The sequence below is a fragment of the Rhodococcus sp. NPDC055112 genome, assembly GCF_053607505.1.
In genome coordinates, this window is record NZ_JBSGTR010000047.1 from 15,069 (window position 1) to 36,132 (window position 21,064).

Sequence of the window (21,064 nt, forward strand, 5' to 3'; positions counted from 1 at the left end):
GGCGGTTCGTCGCCCGAGCCGCTGGAACTGCCGAGCATCAGCCCTAGTGGTTGCCGCCTTCGTCGGTAAGAAGATTGCGATGCCGGCGGTCGACGTCATGCGTGGGCCATACCGGTGGCGCAGCCGCCGTCGGGCAGGGCGGTGCCCTGGTCGGTGCCGTACCGGTGGCCGTGCCCGGCCGGGGCGTCGAGGGCGGAGAGCAGGTCGACGCTGGTCTGCACGAAACTGACGATCGGCAGCCAGCCCGGCCGGGGCGCATCGGCCCGCGTCCCGTCCAGCGCCGGCGGGTGCAGCAACAGTCGAGGCGACCACCGCACCACCGGATCGGACGAGTTCGCCAGCACCGTCGCCCCCGCGGTGCGGGCGGATCCGGCGGGTGGGCCCGCATAGAGGGCGCCGCAGGCCCGCTCGCCGAGTTCCTCGTCCAGGAAGATCGAGCTCGCGCCCACCGCGCCGAGGCTCTGTCCGTAGACGTACAGCCGGGGGCGTTCCCCCACGGGCAGCAGCGAGATCCGGTCCGAGACCGCGGTGAACAACGCTCGCGCGGATTGCTCGGCCGCGTCGCGATCGAACAGGAAGGTCACCCAGCTGGGGGCGCTCGAATACTGCACCCCGACGAGGGCGACATCGTCGCCGAAGCGTTGCTCGAGACCCTGCGCGGCGTTGCCGTCGATCCACCCGGACCCGGTGGGCACGGCCACCAAGACGGTGGACTTGGTCAGGCCGCCCGCGCGTTCCAGTTCGCGGACGGCCAGGCGGACCCGGGCGTCCTGGTCGGGGGCGCTGTCGATGCCGGCGTAGGTGCGCACCGCGCCGGAGGCGGCCCCGGCCGCGACGAACTTGCGCCCCTGCGCGCCGAGCGAGTCCCATGACGTCAACGAGCCGGGGCCTCCGGAGATCGACGGCGAAACCGGTTGCCGCAGTGAGGTGTCGACGGTCGCGTTAGCCGCGTGGTACGACTGGGCCCGCGACTGCCAGAGCGCGGGTCCGGCCCAGAACTGCGTCGCGATCGCGAGCGCGGCGACGACCGCGGCCGAGCGGAGCGCGCCGAGTCGACGGATACCGGCCGACACGGCGCTCGCCCCGGCCGCCAGGGTCAGCGCGATCGCGGCGCCGCCCGCGACCACCTGTGCCCAATGGCCGGCGCCGACCGTCGGTACGCCCATCGCGACGCGCAACGAATCCTGCCAGTGATCGGCGAGCAGCATCGCCGCGGCCACGGTCACCGCGCAGGCCAGCAGCACCAGCAGCCGCGCGGAATCCCGCGACGGCGCCGGACGGGCGGCCCCGCGCCTGCGGGGCCGGTGATGCCACGCGGTCGCCAGACCCCAGCCGAGCGCCGCGAGCAGCCCGGTGAGGATCGCCTGGACCACGGCGCTTCGGGGGAGCAGGGAGGGTGCGAGCGAGACCGCGACCATCGAGGTCACGGCCACGCTGGTGAGCACCCGGGGCAGCGCGACGGCGGCGACGTCCACCGTCGCGGCGGGCCGATCCATCACGGCGGTCATGCGAGCACCGATCCGGCCGGCGTGACCGCGCCTGCGGTGACCCGCCCGCGCCGATTGGTGGCCGCGACCGCGCCGACGATCAGCACGGCTCCAACTCCGCCCGCGAGCGCGTAGCCGGTCATCGGCTCGGGTCGCGGTGCGACATATCCCTGCCGCCAGGAGTTCGAGGTCACCGCGGTGGACGCGATGTTCGCCATCACGTAGCAGGAGGTCCGCGCCGCGTCGACGGTGCGCGCGTCGCAGGCGCTGTGCATTCGCCGGTCAAGCTGCGCGTCAAGGCTTTTCCGCGCCCACGGCCCGAGTGCCGCGCCGTGGCGGTCCGCGTAGCGCAGCAGGTCGTAGCCGAGATCGTGGGCCTTGCAGGCGGTCTCGAACTCCACGGGCAGCGTGACCGGAGAGGAGCACTCGCCGGTCGGGTTCACCAGCATCCCGGATTCGACGGCAGGGCGGTAGCCCATCGTGGCGGCGAAGTCCGCCGGGATCGACGATGCGGGCGCCGCGTGGTCGGCGGTGGTGATCGAGGCGATCGCGGCCGCGGTTGGGGTGCTCTCACGCGGCTGCTCTGCCGCGGCCGGATCGGCCATCAGGGTGGTCGTCATGGTGGCCGCCGCGGCCACCGTCAGCGCTGTCCAGGTCGTCTTCCGCATGGATCAAAACGCTAGGAATCCGCAGGACCCGGGCACATCACCCCGCAGCGTGGTTCCCGGGTACCCACGCTGGAGGCGTCGGCGCGACGCCCTCATACCGTGGTGCCGCGCCGGTCTCACCCCGCAGTATGAGGACTTTTCGGGTCGCGGTTCCTACTGTTCTGGATGTGAGTAAGACAAATCGTGCGCTCAAGAAGGTCGCGAACGACGCCGCGGTGGCGGCGGCCCCGCGACTGAAGCGGCTGAGCTCCAGCCAGTGGGTCGACATCTTCATCGCGATAGTCACCGGCGTGCTCTTCGCCATCGCCTGGCCGACGCTGCAGCTGACCCACCACGTGCCTGCCGGGGTTCAGCCGGTGATCGCCGGTCTCGCGGCGCTTCCCCTGCTGCTGGTGCGGGCGAATCCGGCACTGGGGTGGGCGATCTCGGCCGCGGGGGCGCTGGTGATCCCGATCGTCTTCGACCGGGCCGACGGGTACGACTTCCCGTGGCAGGTGGTCCACGTGATGGTCATGATGGTGTTGCTGGTGGCGGTCAGCATGCGGGCACCGATCCCCGTGGTCGGCGTGGCCTGGGTGTCGACGGTGCTGCTCTTCCTCGCCGACGCGCCCGGCACGGACGGCAGGGGCTGGGCGGTCGGGCTCACCGCGTTGGTGCTGTTCGGGCTGCTGATCCGCTGGCTGGTGCTCTCCAGGCGCGAGCTCGCCAGGCAGGAGGAGGTCAACGAGGTAGAGCGGGCGCGCCGGGCGATCCTCGAGGAGAAGGCGCGCATCGCCCGCGACCTGCACGACGTCGTCGCCCACCACATGTCGCTGGTCGTGGTGCAGGCGCAGAGCGCGCCGTACCGGGTCGACGACGTCTCGCCCGCGGCACGGGCGGAGTTCGAATCCATCGGCGCCACGGCCCGCGACGCTCTCAACGAGATCAGGGGCATGCTCGGTGTGCTCCGCAGCGACGGCCAACTCGCTGAGGACGCCCCGATGCCCGGCCTCGACCGGATCGACGAGCTGGTCGAGGGCAGCAAGCGGGCGGGCATGCAGGTGCAGGTGGACCGGATCGGGATGCCCGAACGGTTGTCGGATTCGGCTGGCCTGACGATGTACCGGATCCTGCAGGAATCACTGTCCAACGCGGCCCGGCACGCCCCTGGGGCGCCGGTTCGCGTCACCCTCGGCCGGGACGGGGGCCTCGCCACGCTGGCGGTGGTCAACGCCCCGCCCGTCGGTGTCGCTCCGTCGGTGGTCGCCGATCATGCCGGCGGACACGGCATCACCGGCATGCGTGATCGGGCCTCGTCGGTGGGCGGGAGCCTGACCGCGCAGCCACGCCCCGACGGCGGATTCGAGGTGCTGGCGCGGATCCCCGCGGTCCCCGGCATAGGGTGACCGGGTGGCGATCACGGTGTTCATTGCGGACGATCAGGCGATGGTGCGTCAGGGTTTCGGCGCACTTCTCGGCGCCCAGCCCGACATCAGCGTTGTCGGCGACGCCCCGGACGGGAAGGTCGCGGTCGACGAGGTGATGCGCCTTCGCCCGGACGTCGTCCTGATGGACGTGCGGATGCCGAACCTCAACGGCCTGGAGGCGGCACAGCAGATCCTGTCGGTCTCGTTCGACAAGCCGGTCCGGGTGCTGATGCTCACCACCTTCGACATCGACGACTACGTGTACGAGGCGCTGCGCGTCGGCGCCAGCGGCTTCATGCTCAAGGACGCCCCCGCCGAGGAACTGATCCGGGCGGTCCGGGTGGTGGCGGACGGGCAGGCCCTGCTCGCGCCGACCGTGACCCGCAGGCTCATCGCCGACGTCACCAGCAGGCGCGCGCCCGCGCGGCGCGAGCCTGCGCAGCTCGCGGCGCTGACGCCGCGCGAACGGGAAGTGTTGGAACTGATCGCCCGCGGGCTGTCGAACGTCGAGATCGCGGAGTCGCTCTTCGTGGCCGAGCAGACCGTCAAGACGCACGTCGGCAAGGTGCTCGGCAAGCTGCACCTGCGGGACCGGGCACAGGCCGTGGTGCTGGCCTACGAGACGGGACTGGTCACCCCCGGCTGACCCGCCGGCGTGCCCGAACCGCCGGGCGGGGGCAGGATGCAGTGGGACACTGAGCGCATCCACCTGCACGCAGAACGGGCGATGACGATGACGAGGATCGGCATTCTGACCAGCGGCGGCGATTGCCCCGGCCTCAACGCGGTGATCCGGGGGGCAGTGCTCAAGGGCTCCGAGGTGCACGGGCAGGAGTTCGTCGGGTTCCTCGACGGGTGGCGCGGTCTGGTCGAGGGCGACGCGATGCCACTGGACCGCAGCCGTGTCCGCGGACTCTCGCACGAGGGCGGCACCATTCTCGGGACCAGCCGCATCGGTCCGTACCAGGGACCGAACGGTGGGGCGGAGAACATCGCCCGCACCATGGAACGGCTCGGGGTCGACGCCGTCGTGGCCATCGGTGGCGAGGGCACCGCCGCCGCGGCCCAGCGCCTGTTCGACGAGGGCATCCGGATCGTCGGGGTCCCGAAGACCATCGACAACGACCTCGACCAGACCGACTACACCTTCGGGTTCGACACCGCGGTGGAGATCGCGACGGAGGCGATCGACCGGCTGCGGACCACCGGCAACTCGCACAAGCGGTGCATGGTGCTCGAGGTGATGGGGCGCAATGCCGGGTGGATCGCCCTGCACTCGGGGACGGCTGGCGGCGCGCACGCGATCCTGATCCCCGAACAGCCCGAGAGCATCGAGCAGATCTGCTTGTGGGTGAACAGCGTCCGCGAACGCGGCCGGTCGCCGATGGTGGTCGTCGCGGAGGGCTTCACCCTGCCGGACATGACGCAGGCCCACTCGACCAAGGGCATGGACGGCTTCGACCGCCCGCGGCTCGGTGGGATCGCCGAGCTACTGGCACCGATCATCCAGGAGCGCACCGGAATCGAGACCAGGGCGACGGTGTTGGGCCACATCCAGCGGGGCGGCGTGCCGACCGCGTTCGATCGTGTCCTCGCGACCAGGCTCGGCATGGCGGTCACCGATCTGGTGGCGGACGGGGAGTGGGGCCACATGGTGGCGCTGCACGGAACGGAGATCGTGCGGGTGGGCTTCGACGAGGCGCTCGTCGACCACAAGTCCGTGCCCGCGCACCGGTATCAGGAGATGCGGGTCATCTTCGGGTGAGTCCCGGTCAGCGCCGCCCGATCCGCAGCAGCACGAAAACCGCGAGGGCGGCAACGGCCGCGATCGCCGAACTCGTCGCCATCACGGCGTCCAGTCCCTGCGCGGTCGCCCCGCGAGCCAGTTCGGACAGCGCGGGCACCGCAACGGCGAACTGATCGGGGACGAACTCGATGACCCGTTGTCCGGCACCGGAACTGAGCGCCTCGGTCAGCATGTCGGCCTGCTCGTCCGGGACCGAGACGGTCATCGTCCCGACACTCAGCGCGGCGAGCCCGGCGCCCGCCTCGGTGGCGACCGCGTGCGAGAAGACCGCGCCGAGGCCGGCCACTCCGACCACGATGCCGACCTGGCGGGCGGTGTTGACCGCGCCCGTGGCCATGCCGGCCCGGTCCACGTCGACGAAGGTCAGCGCGGACTGCGAGGCGATCACGGTGACCGCGCCGAGTCCGGCGCCGCCGAGGATCGACCCGGCGATGTAGTGCGTCCACGTGGTGGACGCGTCCGCGCCGGTGCACAGCCACAGCCCCACCGCGACCACCGCCATCGAGACCGGCAGCGACCACCTCGCGGGCAGGCGGTCGTGCAGCACGGCGATCGGCGGGGCGACGACGAGAGCGGACAGGGTGAGCGGCAGCGCCCGCAGACCCGCCTGGAACGGGTCGTGGCCGAGCGTATTGATGAAGTAAAGCGCCAGGAAATTCGTTGCGGCGACAAGGGTTCCGGCGCCCGCGAAGGCCGCGAGCGCGTTCGCCGCGAAGGCGGGCCGGACGACAAGACGAAGGTCGAGCATCGGATGCGCGGCACGTAGCTCCCAGGCGATGAAGGCGAGCAGCCCGGCGATCGAGGTGGCGCCGAGGGCGATCACCCGGGTGGACGACCAGCCCCACTCGTTGCCCTCGATCAGCGCCAGCACCCCTGGCAGGAGCGCGAGGGTCAGCAGCCCCGTGCCCGCCCAGTCCGCAGGCGCCGCACTGTCCGCACGGGATTCGGTGACGTACCGGTACGCCAACGCCACGGCGACGATGCCGATGGGGACGTTGATCAGGAAGATCCACTCCCAGCCGATCGCCGTGACGAGGGCCCCGCCGACCAGGGGACCTGCGGCGGTCGCCGATGCCATCACCGCGCCGTAGATGCCGATCGCCCTTGCCCGCTTCATCGGATCGGGGAAGGCCGCGGCGACGAGGGGCAGGGAGACGCCGAACAGCAGCGCCGCGCCGACGCCCTGGACCGCGCGCACCACGTTGAGTGTCACGATGTCGCCCGCCAGCGCGCAGCCGAGTGAGGTGATGGTGAAGATCGCCATGCCCGCGATGTAGAGGCGGCGTCGGCCGAGCCGGTCGCCGAGGGTGGCCGCGGTCAGCAGCAGCGCCGCGACAGGCAGCGTGTACGCGTCGACCACCCACTGCAAGCCGCTGAGGGAGGCGTCGAGGGAGGACTGGATGTTGGCCAGCGCGGCCGCGACGATCGTCATGTCCAGCATCAGCATGAACATCCCGATGCAGACCGTGATCAGCGTCGCGGTCGGGTGGATGGCGGTCGACTCTGCGGCGGACTTCTCGGAAACGTCGGTGAGCGAGCCGGTACCGGCCATCGGTCCTCCTGTGCGGACGCGCCGTGCCGGATCGGGTAGCGCTACGGGTGTAAATTAACAGGCGTAGCCCTACGCGTGTCAATGCGGAGTGCCCCGTCCCGACCGCCCGCGACTAAGGTGGCTCGCGTGATTTCGACGAGGAAGAAGGCCCAGCGCACGCCGTCCAGGCGGGGCGCGGGCGAGTCGCTGCGAACGGACATCCTCGCCGCCGCCGCGGAGATGCTTGGCGAGACCGGCGATGTCGACGCGGTGTCGCTGCGCGGCGTCGCCAGGCGCGTCGGCGTCACACCGACCTCCATCTATCTGCACTTCGCCGATCGCGAGGAGCTCCACCTCGCGGTGAAGCAGCTCCGATTCGAGGAGTTCGCCGCCGTGCTGCAGGCGGCCGCCGAGGCGGCGGGGGATGACCCGGGCGCCCGGCTGCGGGCGATGGGGCATGCCTACGTCGGCTACGGGCTGGCCAATCCGGGTCACTACCGGGTGTTGTTCGTCTCCAACTTGCGTCATCAGGCAGGCGAGAATCTGGCCGACTCGCACGCGCACCGCGCGATCCTGCTCATCACGGAGGAGGTCGGGCGGTACCTGGAGCTGCCTGCGGACGCGAAGGAGACGGTGATGCTCGGGATGCACCTGTGGAGCGCGACGCACGGCATGGTGGCACTGCGGCTCAACAAGGCCCGCGACCCCTGGCCGGATGTGCACGAGCAGATCGACAACCTGGCCGATCTGCTGCTGCCGAAGCGGGGCGCATAAACTCGTGACCATGACTGCAGCCGGCCGGGTGGCGACAAGTACTGACCTTCTCGACTACGACGAGGTGCTCGCCCGCTTCGAGCCCGTCATGGGCATGGAGGTACACGTCGAGCTGCACACCGCGACGAAGATGTTCTGCCCGTGCCCCACGGCCTTCGGCGCCGAGCCGAACACCCAGGTGTGCCCGGTCTGCCTGGGCCTTCCTGGCTCGCTGCCGGTGGTCAACCAGTCGGCGGTCGAGTCCGCCATCCGCATCGGACTCGCGCTGAACTGCTCGATCACCCCGTGGGGCCGCTTCGCCAGGAAGAACTACTTCTACCCGGATCAGCCGAAGAACTACCAGATCTCGCAGTACGACGAGCCGATCGCCACCGAGGGGTACCTCGACGTGGTGCTCGACGACGGCACCACCTGGCGGGTCGAGATCGAGCGCGCGCACATGGAGGAGGACACCGGTAAGTCGCTGCACGTCGGCGGCGCCACCGGCCGGATCCACGGCGCCAGCCACTCGCTGCTCGACTACAACCGCGCTGGCGTCCCGCTGGTGGAGATCGTCACCAAGACCATCTCCGGTGCGGGCGAGCGCGCCCCCGAGGTCGCCCGCGCATACGTCACCGCGCTGCGTGATCTCCTCAAGTCGCTCGACGTGTCCGACGTCCGGATGGACCAGGGGTCGATGCGGTGCGACGCGAACATCTCGCTGATGCCGATCGGCGCCAAGGAGCTCGGCACCCGCACCGAGACCAAGAACGTCAACTCCCTCAAGAGCGTCGAGGTGGCCGTCCGCTACGAGATGCGTCGCCAGGCCGCCGTGCTCAGCTCGGGCGGTGAGGTGATCCAGGAGACCCGGCACTTCCAGGAGGCCGACGGCACCACCTCCGCCGGGCGCCGCAAGGAGACCGCGGAGGACTACCGGTACTTCCCGGAGCCGGACCTCGAGCCCGTCGCCCCGAGCGCAGAGTGGGTCGAGGAGCTCCGCGGCACGCTGCCCGAGCTGCCGTGGATCCGCCGCGCTCGGATCCAGGCCGACTGGGGCGTCTCCGACGAGGAGATGCGCGACCTGGTGAACTCCGGTGCACTGGAACTGGTCATCGCGACGACCGAGGCGGGCGCCCCCGCGGACGCGGCGCGCTCATGGTGGGTGGCATACCTCTCGCAGCAGGCCAACACCCGCGGCGTGACGCTGGCCGAGCTGCCGATCACGCCGGCGCAGCTGGCACGCGTGATCGCGCTCGTCGCCGACGGCACCCTGGCGAACAAGCAGGCGCGTCAGGTCGTCAACCACGTTCTTGCCGGTGAGGGCGACCCCGACGAGGTCGTTGCCGCCCATCCCGAGCTGGTCGTGGTCCGCGACGACACCCTGATCAAGGCCGCCGTCGACGAGGCCCTCGCCGCCAACCCGGACATCGCCGAGAAGATCCGTTCCGGCAAGGTCGCCGCGGCGGGAAAGATCGTCGGCGACGTCATGAAGGCGACCCGAGGCCAGGCCGACCCGGCCCAGGTCAAGGACATGGTCATCGCGGCCTGCTCCTGAGCCGACACGGCGTGCGGGTCCTGCCGTCGATGGTGGTCCCCGTCTAGCAGAATCAGGCGGTGCCCTCAGTCTCCGCTTCGTTCTTCTGGATAGCGCTCTGCGCAGTCGTCGCCCCACTGGTCGCCGGACTGGTACCGCGCAAGCTGGTCCCGGAGGTGGTGCTGCTGCTGATCGCGGGCGTCATCGTCGGGCCGCACGTCCTCGACCTCGCCGTGATGGGCAGCGAGATCGACCTGCTCCGCGAGCTCGGCCTCGGCATGCTGTTCCTGCTCGCCGGCTACGAGATCGACACCAGTGAGCTGACCGGCCGCGGCGGGCGTCGGGCGCTGATCACCTGGCTGTCCTGCCTGGTGCTGGCCTTCGTGGTGGTCGGGTTGCTCGGCCTCACCGGCGCGATCAACGCGGAGATCGCGGTGGCCATCGCCCTGACCTCCACGGCGCTCGGCACGCTGCTGCCGATCCTCAAGGACAGCGGCATGCTCGGAACCCGCTTGGGCCGTACCGTTCTCAACCACGGCGCCTTCGGCGAACTCGGCCCGGTGATCGCGATGGCGATCCTGCTGAGCTCGCGGAGTGCGGGCGCGTCGCTGGTCGTGCTGGCGGCGTTCGCGGCGGCGGCGGTGGGAGTCGCGTTCATCCCGGCGCGCCTGCGACGCGAGGGCTCGAAGCTGGCCTCGATCATCAGGCTCGGCTCGGAGACCACCGCGCAGACGACCGTGCGGTTGACGATCCTGCTGCTGGTCACGCTGATCGCGGTCGCGACGATCTTCGATCTCGACATCATCCTCGGCGCCTTCGCCGCGGGCTTCATCCTGCGCCGCGCGATGCCGTCGGGCGACGAGAAGCTGGAGGCGAAGCTGGACGGGCTGGCCTTCGGGCTGCTCATCCCGATCTTCTTCGTCACCTCGGGCATGGCGATCGACGTCAAGGCCGTGGCCGCCGCGCCGGGCGTCCTGCTCGCGTTCCTGGTGCTGATCCTGTTGGTGCGCGGGCTGCCGGTCTTCTTCGCCGAACGCTTCGACCGGGGTCCGGAACTCAAGGATCCGCAGCCGACCGTGCGCGAGCGGGGGCAGGTGGCGCTGTACGCGGCGACCGGACTGCCGCTGATCGTCGCGGTCACTGAGGTCGCCGTCAACGCCGGTCAGATGACCGCGTCCAACGCCTCGATCCTCGTCGCCGCGGGAGCGATCACCGTGCTGGTCCTGCCGCTGACCGCCTCGCTGCTCGGCCGGACCCCCGCATCCACGGCAGAGCCCGTGCAACGGGCCGACCAGGAGACCACGTCCTGAGCCGATCATCGGCTAACACGGAAACCTTTCTGCCGAATGAGTGAAGTGAGGAGTTGCGATGTGTACACGAGCACTGTGGACCGGTAGTGGCCACGGCGTCCTGGTGGGCCGGAACATGGACTGGTGCGAGGAGATGGACACCAACCTCTGGGTACTGCCGCGGGGCGCCCGCCGGGTGGGTCACGACGCCGACCCGAATCCGCTGTCGTGGACGGCGGTCTACGGCAGCATCGTCACCACCACCTGGGATCAGACGACGACTGACGGAATCAACGAGCGCGGTCTCGCCGCACACATCCTGTGGCTCGCGGAGGCCGACTTCGGCACGCGTGATGCCGGGGTTCCCGCCCTGGCCGCCTCGATGTGGGCGCAGGTCTTTCTCGACCGGTGTGCATCCGTCGCCGAGTGCATCGAACTGATGACGGCGCAGCCCTTCCAGATTCGGCCGCTCGTCGAGCCGCGCTCAGGGCGCAGCGCGACGGTGCACCTCGCGCTCGAGGACGCGACCGGTGACTCGTTGATCATCGAGCACATCGACGGATCGGTCCGGTTGCACCACGATCGTGCGAACACGGTCATGACGAACTCGCCGCCCTACGACGAACAACTGGAACTGCGAAAGGGGTACACCGGATTCGGCGGAACACAGCCTTTGCCGGGCACCACCGAGGCCGCAGACCGATTCGTCCGTGCCAGCTACTACCTCGACCGGCTGCCCGCATCGGAGACCGCCGAACGTTCCTACGCGGCGCTGCTCAGCGTGATGCGCAACGCGGCGCAGCCGTTCGGCGAGCCCGACCCGGACCGGCCGAACATCTCGATGACGATCTGGCGAACGCTCGCGGATCTGACGACCGGGACCTATTTCTACGAGTCGTCGTTCAGTCCGAACATCGTGTGGACCCGGCTCGCCGATTTCGACTTCGAGTCCTGCCGCAAGCTCGACCTCTCCGCGCCGGGGCTCCTCGGTGACGTGGGTTCCGCGTTCGCCGAGTCGGCACCACCCGATTTCGCGTTGTCCTGATCGGCGGAACCGCGCCCCCTTCGTCAGTCGAAGCCGCCGCCGCCCTGCGGTGCGGGGATCTTGACCACCCGGTCGTCGGACGGGCTGCCGGGGCCGTCGGCCTTGTTGACGGTAGATACCCAGATCGTGTTCTCGGCGCCGAGCGCGGCCGCGCCGAGCTTGCCGTACCGGTCCTGCACGACCAGCGAGGGCGCCGCGGTCACGGCGCCGGTCTGCGGATCGGTGTCGAGCAGTGCGAGTGCCCTGCCCGCGGTCAGCGCGATGGCGACCGAACCGCCGCCCGCCGTGCAGCCCGCGACACCGGGCCGGTCCGGCCAGGTCCAGACCGGGACGCCCGCCGCGCCGTTCGGCGCGACCTTCTGAAGTCGGTCCTCGAGCGGGGTTCGGTCGGTCACCCAGATGTTCTGGTCTGTCGGGTCCACGCAGACGTCGCCCGCACCGCCGATGCCCGACAGGGCGACCTGGGGGAACGGCTGAGACCCGGGCGGTCCGGGGGTAAGCGCGGTCACGCGGAGCAGCTTTCCGGCCAGCGAACCGGGATCGGTTGCGGCGGAGGGGTTCCCGGCATTACCGGTGAGCACCAGTAGTTCATTGGGGCCCGCGAAGGTCAGGGCTCCGGTGTTGCCGACGGATCCGCGCGGGATGCCGGTCAGAACGTCCTTGGGCACATCGCCAGGCGCGACCCGCACCACCCGGTTGTCGCCGGGGGTGGAGACGTAGGCGTACACCAGGTTGTCCTCGACGAAGGTCGGCGACAGCGCGACATCGAGCAGGCCGCCGTCGGAGGAGCCGTCCACGTCGAGTCGGGCGAACTCCTCGGCGGGCTTGCCAGGGGTGATGCGGAGGATGCGGCCGGTGCGGCGCTCGGTGACCAGTACCGAATCGCCGCCGGGCAGCATGGCCATGCCGCCGGTGGTGTCGAGGCAGGTCATCACGACGGCGGGGTCCGGGTCGATGCAGGGCGCCGGCTCTACGGTCGGGAGGGGCCCGCGGGGGCTGGTCGGGGGCGTGCCCGGGGGTCGGGGCCGGACCTCGCCGCCCGCATCGAAGGTCGGCGCGGGGGTGAACGGGCTCGTCGCCGAGTCGTCGAACCGGGCACAGCCCGCCACCGCGACGACGATGGACACGGCCGCCAACACCCTGACCCGACTTGCTCCCATGACTGCAAACGGTACGGAAGCCGGTGCGGGCGGCGCCACGGCGGTCCGGTGCGGCGCGCCGGACCGCGTATCTGCCGCTCGCCCTTACGCTGTCCATCGTGACAGCGAAGCAGCAAGGGGACCCGGACCGCGACGGCATCGAGCGCACCGCCTCGAGTCCGTTCGACCTGCCGACCGAGCAACTTCCCGCGTCCTCCGGCGGTGCGCTGCCCGTATCGGAGGACGATCTCGGGCTGATGCCCACCGAGCAGATCCCGACCTACCGCGGCAGTGCGGTCGACGAGCTGTACCCGACCGACGATGTGTACCCCACCGACGAGGTGTACCCCACCGAGGAACTGCGGTTCGCCGATCCGTCCGAGCAGCCCGCCGTCGTTTCCGGTTTCACCTCGCCCGTCCAGCAGGCGATGCCGGAGACGATCACGCCTGCGATGCCGTCCGGGCGTGGCACGCTCGACCTCGGCCTGCTCGTCCTTCGGGTGGGGCTCGGTACGGTCGCGCTGTTCCACGGTCTGCAGAAACTGTTCGGCTGGTGGAACGGCCCGGGACTCGACGGCTTCGAGACGACGTTGTTCGACGCCGGCTTCGAGCAGGCCCGGCTGCTCTCGATCCTCACTGCAGTCGGTGAGGTCGCGGCAGGCGCCCTCCTGATCATCGGTCTGGTGACCCCGCTGGCGGGTGCCGCGGTGCTCGCGGTCCTGATCAACGCGTGGTGCGTTCGCCAGGTGGCGGAGCCGGGACTGCAGTTCTTCGCGCCGTCCGGTGTGGAACACGAGACGATGCTGGTCGCGGCGGCCGTCGCGGTGGTGTTGACCGGCCCAGGCCGGTTCTCGGTGGACGGTGGCAGGAAGTGGGCGACCAGGCCGCACATCGGTTCCGTCGCCGCGCTCGTCCTCGGCATCGCGGCAGGCGTCTGCCTGTGGGTCTTCCTCAACGGGGCGAACCCCCTGATCTGAGTGATCAGGGGGTTCGCGATAGGGCCGGTCAGGCGGTGACCGGCTCCAGCTGCTCCTCCGGGGGCTGCGTGGCCTTGGCGGCGAGCCGCTGGCCGAGCACCGACTTGCGCTTGCCGTAGGCGAAGTAGATCACCACACCGATCGCCATCCAGACCAGGAACCGGATCCAGGTCTCCACGGACAGGTTCAGCATCAGCCACCCGCAGGCCAACACCGCTAGGATCGGCACGAAGGGAACCAGCGGGACCCGGAACCCGCGCGGCAGGTCGGGTCGCGTCTTGCGCAGCACCACGACGCCGATGCAGACCAGGACGAAGGCGAACAGGGTGCCGATGTTGACCATTTCCTCGAGGGTCCCCATCGGGAAGAAGGCCGCGAGCAGCGCGACGATCACGCCGACGACCACGGTGATCCGCACCGGGGTGCCCTTGGTGCCGGTCTTCGCGAGTCCGCGGGGCATCAGCCCGTCTCGCGACATCGCGAACAACACCCGAGTCTGGCCGAGCATCATGACCATGACGACGGTCGTCAGTCCGGCGAGGCCGCCGAAGTTGATCGCCATCTGAGCCCAGGTGATCCCGTGCGCCTCGAACGCGGTCGCGAGGGTGGCGCTGCTGTCGCCGACGAGCGGGCTGCCGGTCTTCAGGTCGGTGTACTTGACCATGCCGGTCAGGACCAGGGTCACCGCGACGTACAGGACGGTGACGATGGCGAGCGAACCGAGAATGCCACGGGGGAGCGCCTTCTGCGGGTTCTTGGTCTCCTCGGCGGTGGTGGCCACGACGTCGAACCCGATGAACGCGAAGAACACGAGGCTGGCCGCCGCGAGCAGGCCGTACCAGCCGTAGCTGCTGCCGTCGGCGCCGGTGAGGAACGAGAACAGGGTCTGGTGGACACCGCTTGCCGTGCTGGACGCGCCCTCAGCGGGCGGGATGTACGGGGAGTAGTTGTCCTTGTTGATGTAGAACGAGCCGACCACGATGACGAGCAGGACCACGGCGATCTTGATGGCGGTGATGATCGCCGACACTCGCGAGGACACCTTGGTGCCGATGGCGAGCACGGTGGTGATCGCGCCGATGATCAGCAGGGCGCCCCAGTCGAAGTCGATCGGGCCGAGATGTGCGGTGGTCGAACCGCTGGCGCCGAGCACGTTCCCCAGGTACAGCGACCAGCCCTTGGCGACCACCGCCGACGCGAGTGCGAACTCGAGGATGAGGTCCCATCCGATGATCCAGGCGACGAACTCGCCGAATGTCGCATAGGAGAAGGTGTATGCACTGCCTGCGACCGGAACGGTCGAGGCGAACTCGGCGTAACAGAGGGCTGCGAGCCCGCATGCGATCGCGGCGAGGACGAAGGCCAGCGAGATGGAAGGCCCGGCGACGTTTCCTGCCGTCCTCGCGGTGAGGGTGAAGATGCCCGCGCCGATGACCACGGCGACGCCGAAGACGGTCAGGTCCCAGGCGGTCAGCTCTTTGCGTAGGCGGGTACCGGGTTCATCGGTATCTGATATCGACTGTTCGACGGACTTGGTGCGCCAAATACCGACTCCGGGCATGGATGGGCTCCTTGGTTGACTCCCGATGACCTTGTGGGTCGCCGGGTGGGGGCTGTGCTTGACCGGATGTGATCTGTGTCTCATCGGCGTGAAGAGAGAACCACCTGTGAACCCGATGCGCAACACCCGGTCGGTCGATGGTGCACCGTGCGCAGCTGCGTTCCGAATTGTTCGGGCGAACTGCGCCGTGTGCACACCTGGTGTGGGCCGATTCGCCAATTTTGCTGCCCTGGCCCGTGATCGCGGCCCCGGCGTCGTCGTGCGCCGGACGGGCAACGGCTTGACATCCGTGTGACGCGCCTTACAGTTCATGCCGGGCAGGTACTCCGCCCGTCGCGGCCACAAGTGCCGTAACTCTCTGTCCCGCAACGGATCAGCCCCACAAGGGCGTCATCTGTCGTGGGCTGACCTCAGGAGCAGCATTGAGCGCCATCAATTCCCTGGCCGAGCAGGACTTCGAGCAGCTGTCGATCCAGCGCGTGGAGAACGGGCTTGCCAGCATCATCGCCGTCCACGACACGACCCTCGGGCCCGCGCTCGGGGGAGTCCGGATCCGCCAGTACGAATCCGACGATGCGGCCGCGGCGGACGCGATGCGCCTCGCGCGTGCGATGACCTACAAGGCGGCGCTCGCCGGCCTGGCGCTCGGCGGCGGGAAGAGCGTGATCAACGCCGATCCGCGCAGCCAGAAGACGCGTGCGCTCCTCGAGGCGCACGGCAGGCACATCGGGCTGCTCGGTGGCCGTTACATCCCCGGCGCCGACATGGGCACCGGACCCGCGGATCTGAAGGTCATCGCCGAGTACGCCCCGCGGGTCTCCAGCGACGGGCGCGATCCCTCGCCGTACACGGCCAGGGGAGTGGTCGCCTCGATCTCGGCGGTCGCCGACCATCTGGGGCGCGACGGCGTCGAGGGACTGCGGGTTGCCGTGCAGGGTGCGGGCAACGTCGGCCTCGGGATCGTCGAGCTTCTCTCCGCGGCCGGGGCCACCGTGCTGGTGGCCGATCCCGACCCGGAGCGGGTGCGGCTTGCGGTGGAAGATTTTGGCGCGCAGGCGAGTTCGTTGGACGAGATCCTGCACACCGACGTCGATGTGGTCTGCCCGGCGGGTCCGGGTCTGGTGATCGACGAGCGTGTGGTCGACCGGCTCAAGGCGGTGGCGCTGGTCGGTGCGGCCAACAACATGCTCGCCTCCCCGGCTGCCGGTGAGGCGCTGACCGCCCGCGGCATCGTGCACGTCCCGGACTTCGTGTCGAACGCGGGCGGCCTGATCTCCTGCGACGCCGAGGTGAACGGGCTGACGGACTTCGTCGGCAAGGTGGACCGCATCGCGGACGTGGTGATGGAGATCCTGGACCGGGCCCGGGTGACCGGGGTGGACACCTCCACCGCCGCGATCGAGCTGGCCGAGCGGCGGATCGCGGAGGTCCGCGCGGCCTGATCCCGAGATCTGTCCCGCGGGTGTGTTGGCCTGGCTGCCTGCGCCCGCGGGACGTCGGCGCGGCGGAATATTGGTCCAACCAGTTGACAGGTTGACCTGCTGCCCGCAGGCTGTCAGCGTGACGGAGATTACAGCGGTGTCGAGGTCAGTGCTCTCGGACCAGGTGTTTGCCCAGTTGATCGACCAGATTCTGGCCGGTCGCCTCGCCCCGGACGAGCTGCTGCCGCCGGAGCGAGAGCTCGCTGAGGTGTTCGAGGTCAACCGCCACGCGATCCGGGAGGCGCTCAAGCGCCTGCAGCAGACGGGGCTGGTGCGGATCGCGCAGGGCGGCAAGACCCGCGTCATGGACTGGCGGCGGCATGCCGGACTCGAGCTGTTGGTCGAGATCGCGCAGTCCGGCGCGGTGCCGACGATCTCGGTGCTGCGTGACATCGCTGTCCTGCGGCAGTCCATCGGGGCAGGCGCCGCCCGGCTGTGCGCCGAGCAGGCGAGTGCCGAGGCGCTGACCCTGGTCGTGGACGCGGCCGGGGGATATCCGGCAGACCCCTCCGACCACGAGGCACTCGCCGCCGCGGACCTGGCGTTCTGGGACGCCGTCATCGACGGATCAGGCAACCTGGCCTACCGGCTCGCGCTCAACACGGTCGTCACCGGTATCGACCGCATCGGCCTCGCGCGGATCGCCGGTCTCGTCGACGAGTACGCGGACCGGGGCAGACACACCGCGCTCGCCCAGGCGATCGCGGAGCGCGACGGCGCAAGGGCCCAGTCCGAGGCGCACGAGATGCTCGGGCTGATCGTCACCGCCATCGACGGAATCCGGTAGGGAGACGACACGCATGTTCGACCTGATCCTCTACGCGATACCGGCGTTCGTCCTGTGCATCGCACTCGAAGCGGCCTCGTACTATTTCCTCCCCGACGAATCCGAGCGTGGCTACGAGACCCGCGACGCCGCAACGAGCCTGTCGATGGGCCTGGGCAATGTGGTGGTCAACGTCGGGTGGAAACTCGTCGTGGTCGCCGCCTACACCGCCGTCTACCTGGCCTCGCCGTGGCATCTCGACGCCACGAATCCCTGGATGTGGGTGCTGCTGTTCTTCGCGGACGACTTCGTCTACTACTGGTATCACCGCCTGCACCACCAGGTTCGGATCCTGTGGGCCAGTCACGTTGTCCATCACTCGAGTCAGTTCTACAACCTGACGACCGCGCTCCGGCAGCCGTGGACGCCGATGAGTTCGCTGCCGTTCTGGCTTCCGCTGGCGCTCATCGGGTTCCCGCCCTGGATGATCCTGCTCCAACAGTCGGTCAGCCTGCTGTACCAGTTCTTCCTGCACACCGAGCGCGTCGATCGCCTACCGCGGCCGGTCGAGTGGGTGATGAACACCCCGTCGCATCACCGTGTCCACCACGGTTCGAACGATCAGTACCTCGACCGCAACTACGGCGGCATCCTGATCGTCTGGGATCGACTGTTCCGGACCTTCGAGCCGGAGGGGGATCGGGTCGTGTACGGGCTGACGAAGAACATCGACACCTTCAACCCCGCCCACGTCGCGTTTCACGGGTTCGTCGGAATCTGGCGGGACGTCCGCGCGGCGGCCGCGTGGCGCAGTCGCCTCGGGTATGTGTTCCGGGGGCCGGGCTGGACACCGAGCGAGTAGTCGGTGCTTGCGACTCGTTCGGCCGCCGAAACGCCTGCGCCCCTGTGGTTCCGGGAAGGCCCGGCACCACAGGGGCGCATTGCGGATGGTGAGGACTACGGCACGTAGCGAACGGCGCCCTTGTCCGCGGATGTCGCCAGGGCCGCGTAGGCGCGCAGCGCGGTAGTGACGGTGCGCTGGCGGTCGACGGGCTGCCACGGACGCTCGGACGCCTCCATCTTGGCGCGGCGCTCGGCGAGCACGGCGTCGTCGACGAGGATCTCGAGGGTTCGGGTGGCGACGTCGATGCGGACCTGGTCGCCGTTCTCCACCAGGCCGATCACGCCGCCCGCCGCGGCCTCCGGGGAGATGTGCCCGATGGACAGGCCAGAGGTGCCGCCGGAGAAACGGCCGTCGGTGATCAGCGCGCACTCCTTGCCCAGGCCCGCGCCCTTGAGGAAAGCGGTGGGGTGCAGCATCTCTTGCATGCCCGGGCCGCCCTTGGGACCCTCGTAACGGACCACGAGAACGTCGCCGGACTTGATCTTCTTCTGCAGGATCACCGAGACCGCTTCCTCCTGCGATTCGACGACCAGCGCCGGACCCTGGAAGGAGAACAGCTCCTCGTCGATGCCCGCGGTCTTGAGGATCGCGCCGTCCAGCGCGACGTTGCCGCGGAGCACGACGAGCCCGCCCTCGACGGTGTACGCGTGCTCCTTGTCGCGGATGCACCCGCCCGCGGCGTCGGTGTCCAGTGCGCTCCAGCGGTTGGAGGTGGAGAACGGCTCGGTGGTGCGGACACCGCCCGGTGCGGCGTGGAAGAGCTCGATGGCCTCGTCGGTCGCCTTGCCGGAGCGGATGTCCCAGTCGTCGAGCCACTGGTCGAAGCTCTTGGTGTGGACCGTCGAGACATCGGTCTCGAGCAGGTTCGCGCGGCGCAGTTCACCGAGCAGCGCGGGGATTCCGCCCGCCCGGTGCACGTCCTCCATGTGGTAATCGGAGTTGGGCGAGACCTTCGACAGACACGGCACCATGCGGCTGATCTCGTCGATGGTGTCGAGGTCGAAGTCGACCTCGCCCTCCTGTGCGGCGGCCAGGGTGTGCAGGACGGTGTTGGTCGACCCGCCCATCGCCACGTCGAGGGCCATCGCATTGCGGAACGCCTTGGGGGTGGCGATGTTCCGGGGGAGCACCGACTCGTCCTCGTCGCGGTAGTACTTGATCGCGGCCTCGACGACCGTCGTGCCGGCGCGGGAGAACAGTGCGCGGCGAGCCTCGTGGGTGGCCAGGGTGGAGCCGTTGCCGGGCAGCGCAAGGCCGAGTGCCTCGGTGAGGCAGTTCATCGAGTTCGCCGTGAACATGCCGGAGCACGAGCCGCAGGTCGGGCAGGCGCTCCGCTCGACCTCGTCGAGACCCTCCTCGGACACCGCGTCGTTCGCGGATGCCGAGATGGCGGTGATCAGGTCGGTGGGGGCCTGCGCGACGCCGCCGACGACGACGGCCTTGCCTGCCTCCATCGGACCGCCCGAGACGAAGACGGCCGGGATGTTCAGTCGCATCGCGGCATTGAGCATGCCGGGGGTGATCTTGTCGCAGTTGGAGATGCAGACGAGGGCGTCGGCGGTGTGCGCGTTCGCCATGTACTCGACCGAGTCGGCGATGATCTCGCGGCTGGGGAGCGAGTAGAGCATGCCGCCGTGACCCATCGCGATGCCGTCGTCGACCGCGATGGTGTGGAACTCGCGGGGCACGCCGCCCGCGGCGCGCACGGCCTCGGCCACGATCTCGCCGACGTCCTTGAGGTGCACGTGCCCGGGGACGAACTGGGTGTAGGAGTTCGCGATCGCGACGATCGGCTTGCCGAAATCGGAGTCCGTCATTCCGGTGGCGCGCCACAGGGCGCGGGCTCCGGCGGCATTGCGTCCGACGGTGGTGGTGCGTGACCTCAACGGGGGCATAGGATGTCCTTAATCGTCGAACTGCGAACGTTGCCGTGACTCGAGCGGCTCCGGCGGGCTGGGCCGGTGGGCGGGTCTTCGGCATGGGGTGGGTGCCGTCGGCGCCCGGGCGTCGAGTGTCCGTAGCAACGCTACTCGCGGGCTATTTCGTTCCCGGATCCGACTCCGTGCCGGACTCGGTCTCCTTCTCCTCGGCAGCGGCCGCCCTCTCGGCAGCGGCCTTCTCGCGGGCCGCCCGATCCGCGGCCGCGTAGGGGTCGGTCACCCGGCCGCCGCTGGCCGCCGCGATCTGGGGGAGTCGACCGAAGGTGACCACGGGCAGGCTCACCTCGCGGCCGTCGGTCAGGTCGGCGCGCGCCCATCCTCGCTTGGGGAAGCGGAAGCCCTTGATCTGGCTCCACTCGATGTTCTCGGTGGAGAACACCCGGCGCAGGCGCAGTCCCTCGGCGGTGACCGTGGTCCGTACCCGGAGCATCCACCAGGCGACCGCGACGGGGATCACCAGCAGGATGAACAGGGGCATCGGCTTGGTGAACATGATCGGGCTCAGGCAGATCGCCAGCAGGCCAACCGCGAGGAGTCCGAGCTTCGAGATGTGTATGGACTGCTCGATGGGTTCGGCGGTGTGCGAGGATGAGTGCGGTGGCACGGGCTGCGATGAGGATGACACCGCACCATCCTTGCATTGCGGTCAGCGCTTCTCACATTCTGGGACAGCAGACTCACCAAGTTGACTGTTCACCCTTGACGCGCCTACCTTCGAGCGCGTGAAGCAGAATGAGTTGCTCGTAATCGGCCGGCGCGTCGCCGCCTGAGTCGAT

At 69.6% G+C, this 21,064-nt stretch carries 18 protein-coding genes; 11 read left to right on the forward strand and 7 right to left on the reverse strand.

Annotation, left to right across the window (positions count from 1 at the left end):
• Positions 1 to 95: 95 nt before the first annotated feature.
• Both ACWFRB_RS19140 and ACWFRB_RS19145 read right to left on the reverse strand, forming a co-directional pair.
• Positions 96 to 1,508 (reverse strand): alpha/beta-hydrolase family protein, encoded by a 1,413-nt coding sequence (locus ACWFRB_RS19140; protein ID WP_452642812.1) that lies wholly within the window; start codon positions 1,506 to 1,508, stop codon positions 96 to 98.
• A complete protein-coding gene (locus tag ACWFRB_RS19145) occupies positions 1,505 to 2,155 on the reverse strand; it encodes a hypothetical protein (protein ID WP_452642814.1) in 651 nt (216 codons plus the stop codon). The genes ACWFRB_RS19140 and ACWFRB_RS19145 overlap by 4 nt, the downstream gene beginning before the upstream one ends.
• Before the next feature lie 167 nt (positions 2,156 to 2,322).
• Here ACWFRB_RS19145 and ACWFRB_RS19150 point away from each other — a divergent pair, with 167 nt between their 5' ends.
• The 3 genes from ACWFRB_RS19150 (at position 2,323) to ACWFRB_RS19160 (ending at position 5,326) form a co-directional block, all read left to right on the forward strand.
• Entirely contained in the window at positions 2,323 to 3,540 is a 1,218-nt protein-coding gene (locus ACWFRB_RS19150) for a sensor histidine kinase (RefSeq protein ID WP_452642815.1), read from the forward strand.
• Positions 3,541 to 3,544: 4 nt separating this feature from the next.
• Positions 3,545 to 4,207: a response regulator gene (locus ACWFRB_RS19155; RefSeq protein WP_452642817.1), complete on the forward strand. Its 663-nt coding sequence runs from the start codon at positions 3,545 to 3,547 to the stop codon at positions 4,205 to 4,207.
• A gap of 87 nt (positions 4,208 to 4,294) precedes the next feature.
• On the forward strand, positions 4,295 to 5,326 hold the full coding sequence (locus tag ACWFRB_RS19160; RefSeq protein WP_452642850.1) for a 6-phosphofructokinase: 1,032 nt from the start codon (positions 4,295 to 4,297) through the stop codon (positions 5,324 to 5,326).
• A gap of 7 nt (positions 5,327 to 5,333) precedes the next feature.
• Here the strand turns inward: ACWFRB_RS19160 and ACWFRB_RS19165 are convergent, their stop codons facing one another.
• Positions 5,334 to 6,920 carry an MFS transporter gene (locus ACWFRB_RS19165; RefSeq protein WP_452642819.1) on the reverse strand — a complete coding sequence of 529 codons (1,587 nt, stop codon included), beginning with the start codon at positions 6,918 to 6,920 and terminating at the stop codon, positions 5,334 to 5,336.
• Positions 6,921 to 7,046: 126 nt separating this feature from the next.
• On the opposite strand from ACWFRB_RS19165, the gene ACWFRB_RS19170 reads away from it, so the two are divergent.
• The 4 genes from ACWFRB_RS19170 to ACWFRB_RS19185 are packed head-to-tail and all read left to right on the forward strand — an operon-like array spanning position 7,047 to position 11,520.
• On the forward strand, positions 7,047 to 7,673 hold the full coding sequence (locus tag ACWFRB_RS19170) for a TetR/AcrR family transcriptional regulator (RefSeq protein ID WP_452642821.1): 627 nt from the start codon (positions 7,047 to 7,049) through the stop codon (positions 7,671 to 7,673).
• Between the two features lie 10 nt (positions 7,674 to 7,683).
• Positions 7,684 to 9,207, forward strand: coding sequence for an Asp-tRNA(Asn)/Glu-tRNA(Gln) amidotransferase subunit GatB (gene gatB, locus ACWFRB_RS19175; RefSeq protein ID WP_452642823.1), 1,524 nt, complete (start codon positions 7,684 to 7,686; stop codon positions 9,205 to 9,207).
• Positions 9,208 to 9,266: 59 nt separating this feature from the next.
• Positions 9,267 to 10,496, forward strand: a complete 1,230-nt coding sequence (locus ACWFRB_RS19180; protein ID WP_452642825.1) for a cation:proton antiporter — start codon at positions 9,267 to 9,269, stop codon at positions 10,494 to 10,496.
• A gap of 58 nt (positions 10,497 to 10,554) precedes the next feature.
• Positions 10,555 to 11,520, forward strand: coding sequence for a linear amide C-N hydrolase (locus ACWFRB_RS19185; protein ID WP_452642827.1), 966 nt, complete (start codon positions 10,555 to 10,557; stop codon positions 11,518 to 11,520).
• Positions 11,521 to 11,543: 23 nt separating this feature from the next.
• Here ACWFRB_RS19185 and ACWFRB_RS19190 read toward each other — a convergent pair whose 3' ends face one another.
• A complete protein-coding gene (locus tag ACWFRB_RS19190; protein ID WP_452642828.1) occupies positions 11,544 to 12,680 on the reverse strand; it encodes a PQQ-dependent sugar dehydrogenase in 1,137 nt (378 codons plus the stop codon).
• A 98-nt stretch (positions 12,681 to 12,778) separates the two neighbouring features.
• Here ACWFRB_RS19190 and ACWFRB_RS19195 point away from each other — a divergent pair, with 98 nt between their 5' ends.
• On the forward strand, positions 12,779 to 13,636 hold the full coding sequence (locus ACWFRB_RS19195; RefSeq protein ID WP_452642829.1) for a DoxX family protein: 858 nt from the start codon (positions 12,779 to 12,781) through the stop codon (positions 13,634 to 13,636).
• A 28-nt stretch (positions 13,637 to 13,664) separates the two neighbouring features.
• Here the strand turns inward: ACWFRB_RS19195 and ACWFRB_RS19200 are convergent, their stop codons facing one another.
• Positions 13,665 to 15,197, reverse strand: coding sequence for an amino acid permease (locus ACWFRB_RS19200; protein ID WP_452642831.1), 1,533 nt, complete (start codon positions 15,195 to 15,197; stop codon positions 13,665 to 13,667).
• Between the two features lie 422 nt (positions 15,198 to 15,619).
• On the opposite strand from ACWFRB_RS19200, the gene ACWFRB_RS19205 reads away from it, so the two are divergent.
• The 3 genes from ACWFRB_RS19205 (at position 15,620) to ACWFRB_RS19215 (ending at position 18,306) form a co-directional block, all read left to right on the forward strand.
• Positions 15,620 to 16,639 (forward strand): Glu/Leu/Phe/Val dehydrogenase dimerization domain-containing protein, encoded by a 1,020-nt coding sequence (locus ACWFRB_RS19205; protein ID WP_452642833.1) that lies wholly within the window; start codon positions 15,620 to 15,622, stop codon positions 16,637 to 16,639.
• A 118-nt stretch (positions 16,640 to 16,757) separates the two neighbouring features.
• The gene (locus tag ACWFRB_RS19210; RefSeq protein ID WP_452642835.1) at positions 16,758 to 17,465 is read left to right on the forward strand and encodes a FadR/GntR family transcriptional regulator; all 708 of its coding nucleotides are present in this window, start codon (positions 16,758 to 16,760) and stop codon (positions 17,463 to 17,465) included.
• Between the two features lie 13 nt (positions 17,466 to 17,478).
• Entirely contained in the window at positions 17,479 to 18,306 is an 828-nt protein-coding gene (locus ACWFRB_RS19215; RefSeq protein ID WP_452642837.1) for a sterol desaturase family protein, read from the forward strand.
• A gap of 95 nt (positions 18,307 to 18,401) precedes the next feature.
• Here the strand turns inward: ACWFRB_RS19215 and ilvD are convergent, their stop codons facing one another.
• Together ilvD and ACWFRB_RS19225 are read right to left on the reverse strand one after the other, a co-directional pair.
• Positions 18,402 to 20,243, reverse strand: a complete 1,842-nt coding sequence (gene ilvD / locus ACWFRB_RS19220; protein WP_452642838.1) for a dihydroxy-acid dehydratase — start codon at positions 20,241 to 20,243, stop codon at positions 18,402 to 18,404.
• A gap of 142 nt (positions 20,244 to 20,385) precedes the next feature.
• Positions 20,386 to 20,913: a PH domain-containing protein gene (locus ACWFRB_RS19225; protein ID WP_452642840.1), complete on the reverse strand. Its 528-nt coding sequence runs from the start codon at positions 20,911 to 20,913 to the stop codon at positions 20,386 to 20,388.
• Positions 20,914 to 21,064 lie beyond the last annotated feature (151 nt).